Annotated in this window: 16 protein-coding genes; 3 read left to right on the forward strand and 13 right to left on the reverse strand. The window is 73.0% G+C overall.

Going from position 1 to position 15,140, the window contains the following annotated elements; all coding sequences use genetic code 11:
• Positions 1 to 35: 35 nt before the first annotated feature.
• The 7 genes from EDD34_RS15655 to sigE are packed head-to-tail and all read right to left on the reverse strand — an operon-like array spanning position 36 to position 5,930.
• Positions 36 to 971, reverse strand: a complete 936-nt coding sequence (locus tag EDD34_RS15655; RefSeq protein WP_123815395.1) for a YihY/virulence factor BrkB family protein — start codon at positions 969 to 971, stop codon at positions 36 to 38.
• Positions 972 to 979: 8 nt separating this feature from the next.
• Positions 980 to 1,519: a 2'-5' RNA ligase family protein gene (locus tag EDD34_RS15660; protein WP_123815396.1), complete on the reverse strand. Its 540-nt coding sequence runs from the start codon at positions 1,517 to 1,519 to the stop codon at positions 980 to 982.
• A complete protein-coding gene (gene trpS / locus EDD34_RS15665; protein WP_170177101.1) occupies positions 1,516 to 2,592 on the reverse strand; it encodes a tryptophan--tRNA ligase in 1,077 nt (358 codons plus the stop codon). The genes EDD34_RS15660 and trpS overlap by 4 nt, the downstream gene beginning before the upstream one ends.
• Before the next feature lie 53 nt (positions 2,593 to 2,645).
• Complete coding sequence (locus tag EDD34_RS15670) at positions 2,646 to 3,011, reverse strand: twin-arginine translocase TatA/TatE family subunit (RefSeq protein WP_211341609.1); 366 nt, start codon at positions 3,009 to 3,011, stop codon at positions 2,646 to 2,648.
• Between the two features lie 32 nt (positions 3,012 to 3,043).
• Entirely contained in the window at positions 3,044 to 4,366 is a 1,323-nt protein-coding gene (locus EDD34_RS15675) for a S1C family serine protease (RefSeq protein ID WP_123815398.1), read from the reverse strand.
• Positions 4,363 to 5,346 (reverse strand): anti-sigma factor family protein, encoded by a 984-nt coding sequence (locus EDD34_RS15680; RefSeq protein WP_123815399.1) that lies wholly within the window; start codon positions 5,344 to 5,346, stop codon positions 4,363 to 4,365. The genes EDD34_RS15675 and EDD34_RS15680 overlap by 4 nt, the downstream gene beginning before the upstream one ends.
• On the reverse strand, positions 5,343 to 5,930 hold the full coding sequence (sigE, locus tag EDD34_RS15685) for an RNA polymerase sigma factor SigE (protein WP_123815400.1): 588 nt from the start codon (positions 5,928 to 5,930) through the stop codon (positions 5,343 to 5,345). Before sigE ends, EDD34_RS15680 begins: the two co-directional genes overlap by 4 nt.
• Positions 5,931 to 6,167: 237 nt before the next feature.
• Here sigE and EDD34_RS15690 point away from each other — a divergent pair, with 237 nt between their 5' ends.
• The gene (locus tag EDD34_RS15690) at positions 6,168 to 6,773 is read left to right on the forward strand and encodes an O-methyltransferase (protein WP_123815401.1); all 606 of its coding nucleotides are present in this window, start codon (positions 6,168 to 6,170) and stop codon (positions 6,771 to 6,773) included.
• 101 nt (positions 6,774 to 6,874) lie between these two features.
• On the opposite strand, the gene EDD34_RS15695 is transcribed toward EDD34_RS15690, so the two are convergent.
• From EDD34_RS15695 to dapE, 4 genes are all read right to left on the reverse strand, one after another.
• Complete coding sequence (locus EDD34_RS15695) at positions 6,875 to 7,042, reverse strand: DUF3117 domain-containing protein (RefSeq protein WP_123815402.1); 168 nt, start codon at positions 7,040 to 7,042, stop codon at positions 6,875 to 6,877.
• 169 nt (positions 7,043 to 7,211) lie between these two features.
• Positions 7,212 to 8,231, reverse strand: coding sequence for a dihydropteroate synthase (folP, locus tag EDD34_RS15700; RefSeq protein ID WP_123815403.1), 1,020 nt, complete (start codon positions 8,229 to 8,231; stop codon positions 7,212 to 7,214).
• Positions 8,228 to 9,043 (reverse strand): LOG family protein, encoded by an 816-nt coding sequence (locus EDD34_RS15705; protein WP_123815404.1) that lies wholly within the window; start codon positions 9,041 to 9,043, stop codon positions 8,228 to 8,230. Before EDD34_RS15705 ends, folP begins: the two co-directional genes overlap by 4 nt.
• A 76-nt stretch (positions 9,044 to 9,119) precedes the next feature.
• Positions 9,120 to 10,253, reverse strand: a complete 1,134-nt coding sequence (gene dapE / locus EDD34_RS15710) for a succinyl-diaminopimelate desuccinylase (protein WP_123815405.1) — start codon at positions 10,251 to 10,253, stop codon at positions 9,120 to 9,122.
• A gap of 111 nt (positions 10,254 to 10,364) precedes the next feature.
• Between dapE and dapD the strand changes: the two genes are divergently transcribed.
• Together dapD and EDD34_RS15720 are read left to right on the forward strand one after the other, a co-directional pair.
• A complete protein-coding gene (gene dapD / locus EDD34_RS15715) occupies positions 10,365 to 11,312 on the forward strand; it encodes a 2,3,4,5-tetrahydropyridine-2,6-dicarboxylate N-succinyltransferase (protein WP_123815406.1) in 948 nt (315 codons plus the stop codon).
• Positions 11,313 to 11,408: 96 nt separating this feature from the next.
• Positions 11,409 to 12,368, forward strand: a complete 960-nt coding sequence (locus EDD34_RS15720; protein WP_246012501.1) for a hypothetical protein — start codon at positions 11,409 to 11,411, stop codon at positions 12,366 to 12,368.
• 67 nt (positions 12,369 to 12,435) lie between these two features.
• On the opposite strand, the gene EDD34_RS15725 is transcribed toward EDD34_RS15720, so the two are convergent.
• Both EDD34_RS15725 and EDD34_RS15730 read right to left on the reverse strand, forming a co-directional pair.
• Positions 12,436 to 14,169: an ABC transporter ATP-binding protein gene (locus tag EDD34_RS15725; RefSeq protein ID WP_123815407.1), complete on the reverse strand. Its 1,734-nt coding sequence runs from the start codon at positions 14,167 to 14,169 to the stop codon at positions 12,436 to 12,438.
• A gap of 4 nt (positions 14,170 to 14,173) precedes the next feature.
• Complete coding sequence (locus EDD34_RS15730; RefSeq protein ID WP_123815408.1) at positions 14,174 to 15,124, reverse strand: ABC transporter permease; 951 nt, start codon at positions 15,122 to 15,124, stop codon at positions 14,174 to 14,176.
• Positions 15,125 to 15,140 lie beyond the last annotated feature (16 nt).

A 15,140-nucleotide genomic window follows, 5' to 3' on the forward strand; every position in this document is an offset into this window, starting at 1 on the left:
CGGCCGCCTCCCCGACGCCGGGGAGGCGGCCGATCTCATGTCCGGGGCGTCGCCACCGGCTCCGGCTCGGTCTCCCCGGCGCGGGCGCCGTCCGCCTCCGCCCCGCCGTCCGCCCGGTCCCCGTTCCTCTCGGCCGCCCAGGCGCACGACAGGAGCAGGACCCGTGCCACGAGGTTGACCAGGATCAGGACGCTGACCAGGACCGCGAAGCCGGCCAGGAGCGCGTTACGGGTGGCCAGCTCCACGACGAGCGAGCTGCCCGCCCAGCGCAGCAGACCCGTCGCGACGCCCACCGCGACGGCCGTCGTGAGCAGTTCCCGCCTCGGGATGCGGACGCCCGCGACGTACCGGATCACGCCCGCCACGACCGCGGCGTCGACGACCACCCCGGCGACGAGCCCCAGGCCCCGGACGACGCCACGGCTCGCGCCCCCGAGCCCGAGCTGGTCCATGAGCCAGGGCGCCGCCGTGCTCACCGCGACGCCGACGACCGCCCCCACGAGCACCCCGACGAGCAGCAGCAGGAAGCCCGCGAGCTGCAGCAGCCGCGCCACCAGGAGGTTCGGGCCGTCGTCGGTCAGGTCGAACATGGTGCGCACGGCGACCCGCAGCGCGCCCATGAACGTGGTCGCGGACCACAGCAGCACGATCACCGCGGCGACGGACGTCAGGCTGATCCCGCTCGTCAGCATGAGCTCTTCCGGCTGGACCACCCCGCCCGACCCGGTGTCGATCAGGCCCGGGACCCACCGGTCGACCTGGACGAGCACCTCGTACCGCAGCTCCATGTCCCCGCCGAGCACGGCGGAGAACGCGGTGTAGCCGATCGTGAGGGCGGCGAACAGGGAGAACAGCGCGGTGTAGGCCATGCCGCCGCACAGCACGTTCCCGCCACGCTCGGTGTACCGCGTGAGGGTGCGTCCCGGCCGCGAGTCCTGCCACCGCTGCCAGAGCTCCTTGACCTCGCGCACCGTTCCCCTCAGCGCCTCAGGCCGAACTCGCGCTGGGGGCGCCACACGCCGTCGTCCCCGTGCTCGTACTGCCAGAAGCTGGCGACCTCGAACCGGGCCTCGAAGTCGCGCAGCGCCTCGTACGCCTTGTCGAGGCGGTCGTTCGGCACCTCGTGCGCGATCGTCACATGCGGGTGGTAGTTGAACCGCAGGTCCTGGGCGAGCATGCCGGTGCGCACCCGCGACTCGATCATCTCGCACTCGGCGATGCCCTGCGCCAGCGCGACGAACACCACCGGCGACACCGGCCGGAACGTGGCCGTGCCCCGCAGGTGCACCTCGAACGGCCCGACCGAGGCCGCCACCTGGTCCAGGTGGGCGCGCACCTTGTCCAGGTCCGGCTGATCGATGACGGTGGGGCCCAGCAGCGTGATGTGCGGCGGGATGAGGTCCGCGAGCGGGTCACCGACCGCCGACCGCGCGGCGGCGAGCTGCGCCGCGTACGGCTCCGGGACGGCCACCGCGATCCCGATGCGAACCTGCCCGGGGGCGCGATCCGGGATGTTCACCGCGGATCCCCGGCGCGCGCCGGGAGCAGCCCGAAGCGGTCCTTGATCCGGTCCAGGACCGGTCGCGCGATCGCGCGCGCCCGTTCGGCCCCGTCGGCCAACACGGCGTCGAGCTCGGCCGGGTCCTCCAGGTAGTCGTTCGCCCGCTGCTGGAACGGCTCCAGGAACGCCACGACGGCATCGGCCAGGTCCACCTTGAGGTGGCCGTAGCCGCGACCGTCGTACTCGGCGGCGATCTCGTCGACGCCGCGGCCGGTGACCGCCGAGAAGATCGTCAGCAGGTTGGAGATGCCCGGCTTCTCCGCCGGGTCGAACCGCACGCCGTAGGTCTCGTCCGCGTCGGTCACGGCGGACTTGATCTTCTTGGCGGCGCGCTTCACGTCCTCGAGCAGCAGGAGCGAGCCCTTGCCCGCCTCCGACTTGCTCATCTTCGCGGTGGGCTCCTGCAAGTCGTAGATCTTGGCGACGTCCCTGACGATGTGCGCGTCCGGCACGACGGCGGTCCCCTCGCCGAACCGCGTGTTCAGCCGCTCGGCCAGGTCGCGCGAGAGCTCGAGGTGCTGCCTCTGGTCCTCACCGACGGGCACGAGCGCGGCGTCGTACAGCAGGATGTCGGCCGCCATGAGCACCGGATACGTGAACAGCCCGACGGTGGTGCCCTCGGTCCCCTGCCGCGCCGCCTTGTCCTTGAACTGCGTCATGCGGCTGGCCTCGCCGAAACCCGTCTGGCAGGAGAGCAGCCACGCCAGCTCCGTGTGCTCGGGCACGTGGGACTGGACCAACAGGATCGAGCGTTCCGGGTCCACCCCGCCGGCCAGGTACTGCGCGGCGGTACGGCGCGTGCGCTCGCGCAGCACGGCGGGATCCGGATGAACCGTGAGAGCGTGCAGGTCCACCACGCAGTAGAGCGCCTCGTACGAATCCTGCAGCGCTACCCACTGCTGCAACGCACCGATGTAGTTCCCGATGGTCAGCGAGTCGTGCGTGGGCTGCATCCCGGAGAAGATGCGCTGCTTCACGGGACGGTCGGCCACGGCCGTAGGTCCCGCTGCAACCTGAGTATCGGACGGCATGGGGATCATTCTGGCAGGCCGCGCCCCGAGGGGACGAATCTCGTGCGCGGACGTCAGGTGGCCTCGTCGTCGTAGGGAGGCCGCCCGGTGGGCGTCGTCGTGCCGGCCGCGCCGTCCCCGGCCGTCCCCGGCCGCGCGGGACCGGAGCCGCCGTGGTCGAGGGGGGCGTCGTCCAGGAGGGCGTCACGCACGATCTTGCGCGGGTCGTACTGCCGCGGGTCGAACTTCGACCAGTCGACGTCCCGGAACTCCGGCCCGAGCTCCTCGTCGACCCGGCTCCTCGCGTCGGTGAGGTAGCCGCGCGCCCTCCGCACGGCGCCGCCGAGCTGCTCGGCGTAGCCCGGCAGCCGCTCAGGGCCGATGAGCACGACCGCCAGCACCACGATGAGACCTAGCTCCCAGCCGTTGATCCCGAACACGCGCCACAGCCTACCCGTGCGCCCCGTCGCCTCTAGCCGCTGGTCTTCTCGTCGAGGACGACCCGCACGTCACGGCCCTCGTCCGCCCCGGCGGACCGGACCCGGAGGGTCACGGCGTCTCCCGGCGCCAGGGCACGGATCGCGACGATCAGCTCGTCGGACCGGGACACCGGGCGCCCTTCGATCGCCAGGATCACGTCGCCGGGGGCGATCCCTGCCCGGTCGGCGGGGCCGTCCGGGGTGATCGGGGGCTGGCCGCCCTGTGCCGCGCTCGCGACCTTGACGCCCTCCCCCTGGTAGGTCTGGTCGAGCAGCACGCCGATCACGGGGAACGTCGCCTCGCCGCTCTCGATGAGCTGCTCGGCGGTCCGGCGCGCCTGGTTGGACGGGATCGCGAAGCCGAGCCCGATGTTGCCCGTCGCGGTGAGCGAGCCGGGGGCCTGGGCGATCGCCGAGTTGATCCCGATCACCTCGCCCGCCGCGTTCAGGAGCGGGCCGCCCGAGTTGCCGGGATTGATGGCGGCGTCGGTCTGGATCGCGTCGATGAACGCCGTCGCGGACTGCTCGCCGGCCTGGACGGGACGGTGCAGCGCGGAGACGATGCCGGTGGTCACGGTCGCGTCCAGCCCGAGCGGTGAGCCGGCCGCCAGGACGTCGTCGCCCACGACGACGGCGTCCGAGTCGCCCAGCACCAGCGGCGTGAGCCCGGTCTCGCTGACCTTGAGCACCGCGAGGTCGTAGTCGGGGGTGGCGCCCACGATCTTCGCCCGCTCCTCGTGCCCGTCGGAGAAGGTGACGAAGACCGGCGCGCCGGACGACGTCGCGCCCGCGACGACGTGGTTGTTGGTGAGGATGTAGCCGTTCTCCTTGAGGACCATGCCCGACCCGGTGGCCTCGCCGTCCGCGCTCCGCACCGCGATCGAGACGACGCTGGGCAGCGCCTCGGCCGCGATCGCCGCGACGGAGCCGTCGGGCCGTTCCACGATCTCACCGCCGGCCGCCTCGGGGAGGGCCGCGTCGGCCGGGCGGGCGCCGTCCTCCCGCGCGTCCATCAGGGCGGACCCGCCGATCCCGCCCACGAGGCCGGCGAGCAGCGCGAGCGACGCCACGAGGACGACGGACCCGCGGCCGAGGCCACGCGGGCGCCGCCGGTCCGGCGAGGACGGCGGCGGGGGCACCGGGCCGGCGGCGGGGCCCCCGACGGCCTGGGGCGTGGTGAACGGGTACGGCGAGGCCGCCGGTGGCAGATCCGGGCCGGGCCCGGAAGCGGCGCCGTCCGGCATCGCCGCCGGGGCCCGCGGCGGCTCCTGCCGGGACGCGGGGGTCGGTGGTGCGAAGGGGTTCTCGTCGCTCATGGACTGCTGATCGCTCCCGTAGCCGTGCTCCACCCGCGTGCGATGCGGGACAGGACCCCGGCATCGTAGTCACGGGCCGGGAAGGATGCCACGAGCTCGCCGAGCATGTCCTCGGGAAGATCGGCCACGACGTCGACCACCACCTCGTCCGACTGCCATGCCAGGTGAGCCGGGGTGCGGGCCAGCACCTGGACCGAGTCGTCCCCGGCCAGGCGGCCCACCCGCTCGCGCACGACGGCGTGTCCCGCGTCGCCCGCCAGGTCGATCTCGAGCACCTGGCCCTCCTCGCCGAGCAGCCGCACCGCCGTCACCTCCAGCCCGTCGGGCAGGTCGGAGGGCGCCGCCCAGCCCTCCGCGGTGACCCAGTCGAGGGCGGCCGCGCTGCGCTGCTCGGGAATCGTGCCGGCCGGGGCGAGCCCGGCCAGGACGTCCGTGCCCGCGGCCCGCTCGTCCGGTCCCGTGCGGGCGAGCATCGTCATCGCGTCGGCCGCGGAGATGCCCGGCGTCACCTGCGGGCTCTGGCCCAGCCCGAACAGGACCAGGCCGAGCGCGCCCACGCTGCCCGCACCGAACGCGAGAACCCGGGCCGCGCGGCGTCGGCCCGTGGGGACGTGCCCGCTCAGGCGGACGCCGTCGACCAGGCCGGGCAGCGGGACGCCGCCCCACCCCGGACGGCCCGCTCCTTGCGGGCGCGCACCGTACTCCGGCGCGTCGAACGCCGGCCGGCGAGGGCTGCGCAGCGGGTCGTCGTCGGTGCCCGGGATCGACGCCTGGAGCGCGATGAGGCGTGCGGTCAGTGCGGGGTCGGGCCGCACGTCGTCCATGGCGGACGACAGCAGACGGCGCGAACGCCGCGCGTCGTCCAGCTCACGCGCGCACGCCCGGCACGTCGCCACGTGCGCCAGGGCCTCTTCGGTCCGGCTCGCGTCGAGCTGCCCGTCGGCCAGTGCCGAGATCCAGGATCCGAGGTGCGGAGTCATGCCTCGCTCCCGAGGTCGCCGGCCCGCACCGCCTCGGGCGACCGGTGCTCCAGGGCCTCCCGGAGCTGGGCGCGCGCCCGGTGGATCCGCGAGCGCACCGTGCCCAGCTTCACGTTCAGCGTCTTGGCGATCTCCTCGTAGCTGAGCCCCTCGATGTCGCACAGCACGACGGCGGCCCGGTACTCCGGCCGCAGCTCGTCCAGCGCGTGCTGGACGTCGTGCCCGAGGTTGGCGTGCTCGAACTCCCGCTCGGGCCGCCCCTGTTCGCCCGTGGCCGCCACGGCACCGTCGTCGTCCCCCATGGCCTCCATGCGGATCCGCTTGCGACGGCGGGCCATGTCGAGGAACAAGTTGGTCGTGATGCGGTGCAGCCAGCCCTCGAACGTGCCGGGCGTGTAGCTCGACAGGGACCGGAAGACGCGGATGAAGGTCTCCTGCGTCAGGTCCTCGGCGTCCTGCTGGTTGCCGGTCAGGCGGTAGGCGAGCCGGTAGACCCGTGCGGAGTGCTCGCGAACGATCTCCTCCCAGGTGGGAGGTTGCCAGGGCTCGACCGCGGCCTGACCGCCATGTTCCGGCTTCGACATGCTCACAAGACTCATCGTCCCTCACAACGTCCCGAGGTCTCCAGTCGTTCCCGGGTCACCGGTAACCTGGCCCCCGACCCACGCCGGCGAAGGGCGCGGCGGAGCACGCGGGCCGAGGGACGAGGCACGCACGCGGAGCGGAGTCCGAGGAAGCACGGCGTCGGCACAGACCTGGAGGGTGTCATCAGCGCAGCCACGGAGCATACGGGCGGCCGCAGCGCGAAGGCCGCGGCCTGGATGTACAGCGAGTCGTTCGTGCCCGAGGACGACGTGCTGCTGCGTGCCCGCGAGCGCGCCGCCGACCTCGGCTGCCCGTCCGTGCTCCCCGGGTCCGGTGCCCTGCTGCGGGTGCTGGCCGCGTCGATGCGTGCGCGGGCGGTGGTGGAGGTCGGTACGGGGGCCGGCGTCGCGGCGCTGTGGCTGCTGCGCGGCATGCCCGACGACGGCCAGCTCACCACCATCGACCGCGAGGTGGAGCACCAGCGGGCGGCCCGGGAGTCCTTCGCCGAGGACGGTGTGGACCCGCGGCGCACGCGCATCATCCCGGGGCGCGCCGACGAGGTGTTGCCTCGTCTCACCGACGGCCACTACGACCTCGTGCTGGTGGGGGCCGAACCGTACGCCTACCCCGAGTACGTGGAGCAGGCTCTGCGGCTCCTGCGCCCGGGTGGGCTGCTGGCCGTGGACGACGCCCTGCACCGGGACCGCGTCGCGGATCCGACCCGACGGGACGAGATCACGACGATCGTGCGGGAGGTGGGCCGCGCGCTGCGCAACGACGATCGGGTCATGCCCGCCATGGTTCCCAGCGGCGACGGCCTGCTGCTGGCGGTCCGGCGCTGAGATCCGGGGGCGCGGAGCTCCGGACCCGGGAGATCTTGGGCCCCGACGGGCTCAGCGGGCACCGCTCCGGTGGCCGAGCTCCGTCGAGACCGGTGGGCCGGTCAGCCGACAACGCCCTTGAGTGCCTCGCCCAATTCCGTCGCCTCGGTCGCGTTGAGCTCGACGACCAGCCGACCGCCGCCCTCGAGCGGAACACGCATGACGATGCCGCGCCCCTCCTTGGTGACCTCCATCGGCCCGTCACCCGTACGCGGCTTCATCGCAGCCATGTGTGGCTCTCCCATTCCGTTGTCCGTTACCGTGTGCTTCGTCTGCCATCAGCTGTCGCCGAGTGACAGAGGGCACCGGCCCATTCTAGTCGAATTCGAGCCACCTTCTTCACACTTCCGTTTCCTCCCGGAACCGCCCCAACGTGCGGCTCGATCCTGATCCGCCCGGTCAGCCGAGCCCGCGAAGGGCGGCCGCGGGCGGCGCCTCGTCGCGGAGCACGGCCACCATGTCGAGAACCCGTCGGGTCGCCCGCACGTCGTGCGCGCGGAACACCCTCGCGCCGAGCCACGCCGCCACCGCCGTGGCCGCCAGCGTGCCCTCCAGGCGCTCGGCCGGCGGCAGGTCGAGCGTCTCACCCACGAAGTCCTTCCGGCTCAGGGCCATCAGGAGCGGGAACCGGAGTTCCGCGAGCGCGGCGGTACGGCGCAGCAGGTGCAGGGAGTGCCAGGTGTTCTTCCCGAAGTCGTGCGTCGGGTCCACGATGACGGACGCCGGCGGCACCCCGGCGGCCACGGCGCGCTCCGCGGCCGCCCGCAGCGTCGCCAGCACGTCGTCGACGACGCCGTCCCGCGGGTCGCGGAGGCCGGGCACGCTCTCCTCCCCCGCCCCACCGGGCACCGGGGGCGGCGGGTAGTCCACGCGGTAAGGATCGGTTCTCGGGGTCGCGCCGCCCGTGTGCGAGCACACGACGCCCACGCCCGCCGCTCCGGCCACCTCCACGAGTGCCGGGTCGTGGCCGGCCCAGGTGTCGTTGATCAGGTCGGCGCCGGCCTCGACGGCGGCGCGCGCCACACCGGCCCGCCAGGTGTCCACGGAGACCAGCAGCTCCGGCAGCTCCGTGCGGACCCTGGCGACGAACGGCACGACGCGCCGGATCTCCTCGGTCTCGTCCACCGCGGGGCCGACGCCGGCCCGCACCCCGCCGACGTCGAGGATCTCCGCCCCGTGCGCCAGGGCCTGTTCGGCGGCCCGGAGCGCGGCATCGTCGTCGGGCAGCCGCGCGGGGGCGAAGAACGAGTCGGTGGTGCGGTTGACCACCGCCATCACCACGGGGCGCACGGCGGTCCCGTCGCGCCCGACCTCGCGTCCGCGCAGCACGAGCGGGGACGAGCCGGGTGGCGCCGGGTCCCCGGCCGGCGTTCCGCCCGGGGCGCCGGACGCCGCGGGACCGTGCTCGGATCCGCTCACGCGGAGTCCGCGGAGGCCTTTTCGTCTGCCGCGAGCGCCGCCTGGGCACGCCTCTCGTCGGCGAGGACGGCACCCTTCTCGACGACGTGCTCGACGGCTTCGTCGGGGTCGTCGGTGATGTGCAGGAGGTCGAGGTCGTGCGCGGAGATCATCCCGCGGTCCAGGACCGCGGTGCGGACCCAGTCGAGGAGCCCGCCCCAGTAGTCGGCCCCGAACAGGACGAGCGGAAAGCTCGTGACCTTGCGGGTCTGGACCAGGGTGACTGCCTCGAAGAGCTCGTCGAAGGTGCCGAACCCTCCCGGAAGCACGATGAAGCCCTGGGCGTACTTGACGAACATCGTCTTGCGCGCGAAGAAGTAGCGGAAGTTGATGCCGAGGTTGACGTGCTCGTTCACGCCCTGCTCGAACGGCAGCTCGATGCCGAGGCCCACGGACACGCCGCCGGCCGTGCGGGCGCCCTTGTTCGCGGCCTCCATGATGCCCGGGCCGCCTCCGGTGATGACGGCGTAGCCGGCCTCGACGAGCAGGCGGCCGATCTCCTCCGCCCGGGTGTAGTCGGGATGCGCGGGGTCCGTGCGGGCGCTGCCGAACACGGACACGGCCGGCCCGATCTCCGCCAGGGCGCCGAAGCCCTCCACGAACTCGGACTGGATCCGCATCACGCGCCACGGGTCGGAGTGCACCCAGTCGGCGCGTTCCCCCTTGGCCAGCAGGCGCTGGTCGGTCGTCTCCAGCGGGATCTGGCTCCCGCGCAGCAGCACGGGCCCCTTCCGGTATCCGCGTCCCCGCTGCGGAACTCCGTCATCACTCATGCGGCAAACCTATCCCGCCTGGCTGACGCCGTCCCACCTGGCTGACGCCGTCCGAACCGGCAACCGGCGGGGGTCGTCAGCCGAGGAGCCAGGTGCGCAGGGCGTCCCGGCAGGCCGCCAGTTCCGCGACGGCGAGGCGTTCGTCGTCCTTGTGGGCCAGGAGGGCGTCGCCCGGTCCGAAGTTGACCGCCGGGATGCCCAGGCCGGCGAAGCGGGCGACATCGGTCCAGCCGTACTTCGGCCGCGGCTCGCCGCCGGTGACGGAGAGCACGGCCGTCGCGAAGTCCTTGGCCATGGGGGCGTCGAGTCCGGGGCGGGCGCCGGGCGAGGAATCCGTGACGGTCACCTCGAAGCCCTCGAAGACCTCGCGCAGGTGCTGCTCGGCCTCGGCCTCGCCGCGGGACGGCGCGAAGCGGTAGTTCACCTCGACGACGCACTCGTCGGGGATGACGTTCCCCGCGATCCCGCCGCGGATTCCCACGGCGTTGAGCCCTTCACGGTAGTCGAGCCCTTCGACCGCGACGGTGCGCGGCTCGTACCGGGCGAGCCGGCCGAGCACCTCCGCGGCCCCGTGGATGGCGTTCACGCCGGTCCAGGACCGCGCGGAGTGCGCGGCGACGCCGCGGGTGCGGACCTCGACGCGCATCGTGCCGTTGCAGCCGCCCTCGATCCCGGCGCCGCTCGGCTCGCCCAGGATGGCGAAGTCGGCCTCCAGCAGGCCGGGGGCGTTGCGGGCGAGCCGGCCGAGGCCGTTGTGCACCGCCTCGACCTCCTCGTGGTCGTAGAACACCCAGGTGACGTCGACGGCGGGTTCCCGGCCCGGCGTCCCGACCTCGCACGCGAGTGCGAGGGCGACCGCGACGCCGCCCTTCATGTCGACCGTGCCGCGGCCCCGGAGGACGCGGCCGTCGGCCTCGCCGTCACCGGAGGCGCCCGCCCCCACCAGCCGCGTCGGAAGGTTGTCCGCGACGGGCACCGTGTCGATGTGCCCGGCGACGACGACGCGCCGGTCCCGCCCGAACCCCGTCCGCGCGACGACCGCGTCCCCGTCCCGGTGGACCTCGAGGTGCGGGCGGGCGCGCAGCGTCGCCTCGATCGCGTCGGCGAGGGCTGCCTCGTCGCCCGAGACGGAGGGGATGTCGCAGATCGCGGCGGTGAGGTCCACGAGGTCGGAGCCGGGTGTGAGGAGGGATTCGTCGAATGCGGTCACAGGGCAGAGGTTATGCCGGACGTCGCGGAGGCGCCGCCTCCGCCCGGCGCCGGCGTTCGGGTGGTGGACGACGGCGGACCGGCGCCGGCGCCCTCACCTAAGCTGGGCGCCATGACGTCGACCGCTCCCACCACCGCCTGGGGTCATGGCCTCGCCACGATCGCCGCAGACGGCAGCGTCCTGGACACCTGGTTCCCCGCTCCGGCTCTCGGGGAACCTCCGGCCGAGGGGTCGGCCGCCGCGGAGGCACCGGCGGACCTGGTCGCGCTGCAGGGGAACGACGACGCCCGCGGCGTCACCGCCCGGGTCGTGACCGTCGTGGCGGACCTGACGACCGGCCCGAAGGACGCCTCCGACGGCTACCTGCGCCTCCACCTGCTCTCGCACCGGCTCGTCCGGCCGCATGCCGTGAACCTCGACGGGCTGTTCGGCGTGCTGGCCAACGTGGTGTGGACCAGCGCCGGGCCGTGCGCGGTCGAGGACTTCGAGACCACCCGGCTGCGGCTGCGGGCGCGCGGCCCCGTCGCGGTGTACGGCGTGGACAAGTTCCCGCGCATGACCGACTACGTCCTCCCGGCGGGCGTCCGCATCGCCGACGCCGACCGGGTCCGGCTCGGCGCGCACCTGGCCGAGGGCACCACCGTGATGCACGAGGGCTTCGTGAACTTCAACGCCGGCACGCTCGGCTCCTCGATGGTGGAGGGCCGCATCTCGGCGGGCGTGACGGTGGGCAACGGCTCCGACGTCGGCGGCGGCGCCTCGATCATGGGCACGCTGTCCGGCGGCGGCAAGGAGGTCATCTCGCTCGGCGAGCGCTGCCTGCTCGGCGCGAACTCCGGCCTCGGCATCCCGCTCGGCGACGACTGCGTGATCGAGGCCGGCCTGTACGTCACGGCGGGCACGAAGGTGACGCTGCGCGGCGGCATGACCGTCAAGGCGGTGGAGCTGGCCGGGCAGTCCAACCTGCTGTTCCGCCGCAACTCGACCACGGGAGCGGTCGAGGTGATCGACCGCGTGGGCACGGGTGTCGAGCTGAACGAAGCCCTCCACAAGAACTGACCAACTCCGGGCGGGAAACTCAGGGAACCTGGGAGAACACGCAGGTTCGGCGTTCTAGACTGGGCCGTCTCGTTCGAGGCCACCCGGAAGGTTCGCATGGTCCTGCTCACCCGCTCGTCCGGCGACACCGCCGGCGACGGCGCCGGTGGCACCGCGGTGCGGCGCCGTCGTCCGGTGCGTCGCGCCCTCAAGTACCTGGTCGCGACGGTGGTCGTGGGCACCGCCGCGACGGCCGGGGTGGTCCTGGTGCTGAACCACCTGTCGGGCACGGCGCCGCTCACCGAGCGCTGCGCCGCGGAGCTGGACGGCACGGACTGGTACCTCTCCCCAGCCCAGGCCGACAACGCCGCTCTCGTCGCGGAGACGGCGGTCCGGCGCGGCCTGCCCGCGCGGGCGGCGACGATCGGTCTCGCGACGGCGCTCCAGGAGTCCAAGCTCATCAACATCACCTACGGCGACCGCGATTCGCTCGGGCTGTTCCAGCAGCGGCCGTCGCAGGGGTGGGGCAGCGAGGACGAGATCCTCGACCCGGTGTACTCCACGAACGCCTTCTACGACGGCCTGGTCCAGATCGACGGCTACGAGGACATGGAGATCACGGACGCGGCGCAGGCGGTGCAGCGGTCGGCCTACCCCGAGGCGTACGCCCGGCACGAGGTCCGCTCCCGGGCGTGGGCGTCGAGCCTGACCGGTCACTCGCCCGCGTCGCTGACCTGTGAGATCGCGCCGGTCGAGGAGGACGCCCGGCTGGCGGTCGCTCCCGCGCTGGACGTGGTGGTCGGGAGGCTCGGCCGCGATCTGGGGCTCGGCCCCTCGGGGACCACGCCGTCCGGCACGGCGGCCGTCGAGGTCGACGCCACACCGCTGGCCCCGGGGGAGGCCGCGCGCGGTGGCTGGGCCGCGGCCCACTGGGCCGTCGCCACCGCCGCCGAGACGAACGTGGTCGAGGTGCGGGTGGCGGACCGGGTCTGGACCCGCGAGAGCGCGGAGTGGAGCGAGGCCGCGGAGTCGCTCCCGGCGGGCCAGGTGCGGATCTTCCCCGCGGTGGCGGAGTAGCTCCGGCCCGACAACCTGCCGGGGGCGGTGCGTCCGGGGTGGACGCACCGCCCCCGGCAGGGGGTTCCTACAGGTGGAGCTCCGCGGATTCCTCGCCCAGGGAGGTCAGGAGAGCGTGGCGCGCCTCGCGCCGTCGGCGCTGCTCCCCCGGCTCCGGCACCGGCGCGGCGGCCAGCAGCCGCTTCGTGTAGTCCTCGCGAGGGTTCCGCAGCACGTCCTCCCGCGCGCCCTGCTCCACGATCTCGCCGTTCTGCATGACGACGACACGGTGCGCCAGCAGGTCGATGACGGCCAGGTCGTGGCTCACGAAGAGGCACGCGAACCGGTACCGCTCCTGCAGCGAGGTGAACATCTTCAGCACGCTGGCCTGTACGGACACGTCGAGGGCCGACGTCGGCTCGTCGGCCACGAGCAGTTCGGGCCGCAGGGTCAGCGCGCGGGCGATACTGACCCGCTGACGCTGCCCGCCGGACAGCTCGTGCGGATAGCGGTTGAAGACCGCGGGCGGCAGCTCGACGGCGTCGAGCAGCTCCATGACCTTCTCCCGGCGCGAGCGGGCGTCGCCCACCTGGTGCACCACGAGCGGCTCGGCGATGAGGTCGCCGATGGGGAACCGCGGGTTGAGCGAGGCGGCCGGGTCCTGGAAGACCACGCCGATCCGCTTGCGCAGCTCCTTGAGCCTCCGGCCACGAGTGGCCCGGAAGTCCTGACCCAGGATCGACACCGAGCCGGAGCGCGACGGGATCAGACCGAGCGCGCACTTGGCGATCGTCGACTTGCCGGAGCCGGACTCGCCCACCAGCCCGACGATCTCGCCCGGGGCGACATGGAAGGTCACGTCGTCGACGGCGCGGAAGGCCGGCCTGCCGATCCGGTGGTACTCGATGACCAGGTTCCTCAGGTCGAGCGCGGCGGCCTCACCCGGCACCGGCTCCGCCGGCCGCGCGACCTCGCCGAACTGGCCCGGCCCCTCGCCGAGGTGCGGCACGGCGGCGAGCAGCCGCTTGGTGTACTCGTGCCGTGGGTGGTTGAGCACCTGGTCCACGGTGCCGGTCTCCACGAGGTCGCCCTTGAGCATGACGGCGACGCGGTCGGCCATGTCCGCCACGACGCCCATGTTGTGGGTGATGAGCAGGATCGCCGTGTCCAGCTTCTCCGTGAGCGAGCGCAGCAGGTCGAGGATCTCGGCCTGGACGGTGACGTCGAGGGCCGTGGTGGGCTCGTCGGCGACGATCACCGTGGGGTCGCAGGAGATCGCCATCGCGATGACGACGCGCTGCCGCTGCCCGCCGGACAGCTCGTGGGGGTACTGCTTGAGCCGGCGTTCCGGCTCGGGGATGCCGACCATGCGCAGCAGTTCGGCGGCGCGGGCCTCGGCCTCCTTGCCGTACGCGATGCCGTGCAGCTGCAGGCCCTCGGTGAGCTGGTCACCGATGGTGAGCACCGGGTTCAGCGCCGTCATGGGCTCCTGGAACACCATGGCGACGTCGTTCCCGCGCAGCCGGCGCAGGCCGGCCTTGTCGAGCGACCCGACGACCTGGCCGCCGACGCGCACCGTGCCGCTGACGCGGGCGTTGCCGGGCAGCAGCCCGAGCGCGGTCGTGGAGGTCACCGACTTGCCGGAGCCGGACTCGCCCACGAGGGCGACCACCTCTCCGGGCCGCACGTCGAGGTCGATGCCCTTGACGGCGTCGACGTCGCCGAACTGCGTCCGGAACGTGACGCTCAGGTTCTCGAAGGAGAGGACGGCGTTCCCCGTCGTCTCGGCAGCACCGGAGGTGGAGATATCGAGTGTGGTCACGGTGTCACTCCTTGGTGCTGGTCTGCCGGGGGTCGAACGCGTCGCGCAGACCGTCCCCGATGAAGTTCACGGACAGGGCGATCGCGAGGATCATCATGCCCGGCCACCAGAACAGCCAGGGCCGGGAGAGGAAGGCCCCCTGGTAGTCGGAGATCAGCGAGCCGAGCGAGACGTCCGGTGCCTGCACTCCGAAGCCGAGGAAGCTCAGGCTGGTCTCCAGCAGGATCGCCGTCGCGATGGTCAGGGTGGCCGAGACCGTGATGACGCCCACCGTGTTGGGCAGGATGTGCCGCACGATGATCCTGCCGGGGCTCGTGCCGACGGCACGGGCCGCCATGACGAAGTCCCGCTCGCGCAGCGACAGCACCTCGCCGCGCACGAGGCGCGCCAGGCTGGTCCAGACCAGCACCCCCAGCGCGAAGATCAGCAGGTTGAGGCTGCCGCCCGACATCCGCCCCAGCACCGCCGCGATCGCGAGCAGCGGGATGATGATGACGACGTCGGTCAGCCGCATCAGCAGCGAGTCGACGATGCCCCGGAAGTAGCCGGCGATCGCTCCGACGAAGGTGCCGATCAGCGTGGAGATGATGCCGACGCCGAACGCGATGTACAGGGAGATCTGCGTCCCGCGCATGGTCAGCGCGAAGTAGTCCTTGCCGATGGTGTCCTGGCCGAACGGGTGCTCCCAGGTCGGCGAGCCGGTGCCGATCTTGTCGTAGGCGGTGCTGATGTCCTTGTCCCACCAGCCCGGGACGGAACCGACCCCGATCGACGTGAACGACACGACGACGACGACCGCCATCACCCCCATGGCGACGATGGCGCCCCGGTGTCGTAGGAAGCGCCGCAGCACGATCTGGTTGGCGCTGTAGGACTTGGTCTCGGGGACCAGTTCCTCGTCGGCCGCGAGGAGGGCGGCGTCGCCTGCGGCGCCGTTCTTCGGTGATTCACTCATGAGTTTTCTCCTCCCG

This window comes from Myceligenerans xiligouense, from assembly GCF_003814695.1.
GTDB lineage: Bacteria > Actinomycetota > Actinomycetes > Actinomycetales > Cellulomonadaceae > Myceligenerans > Myceligenerans xiligouense.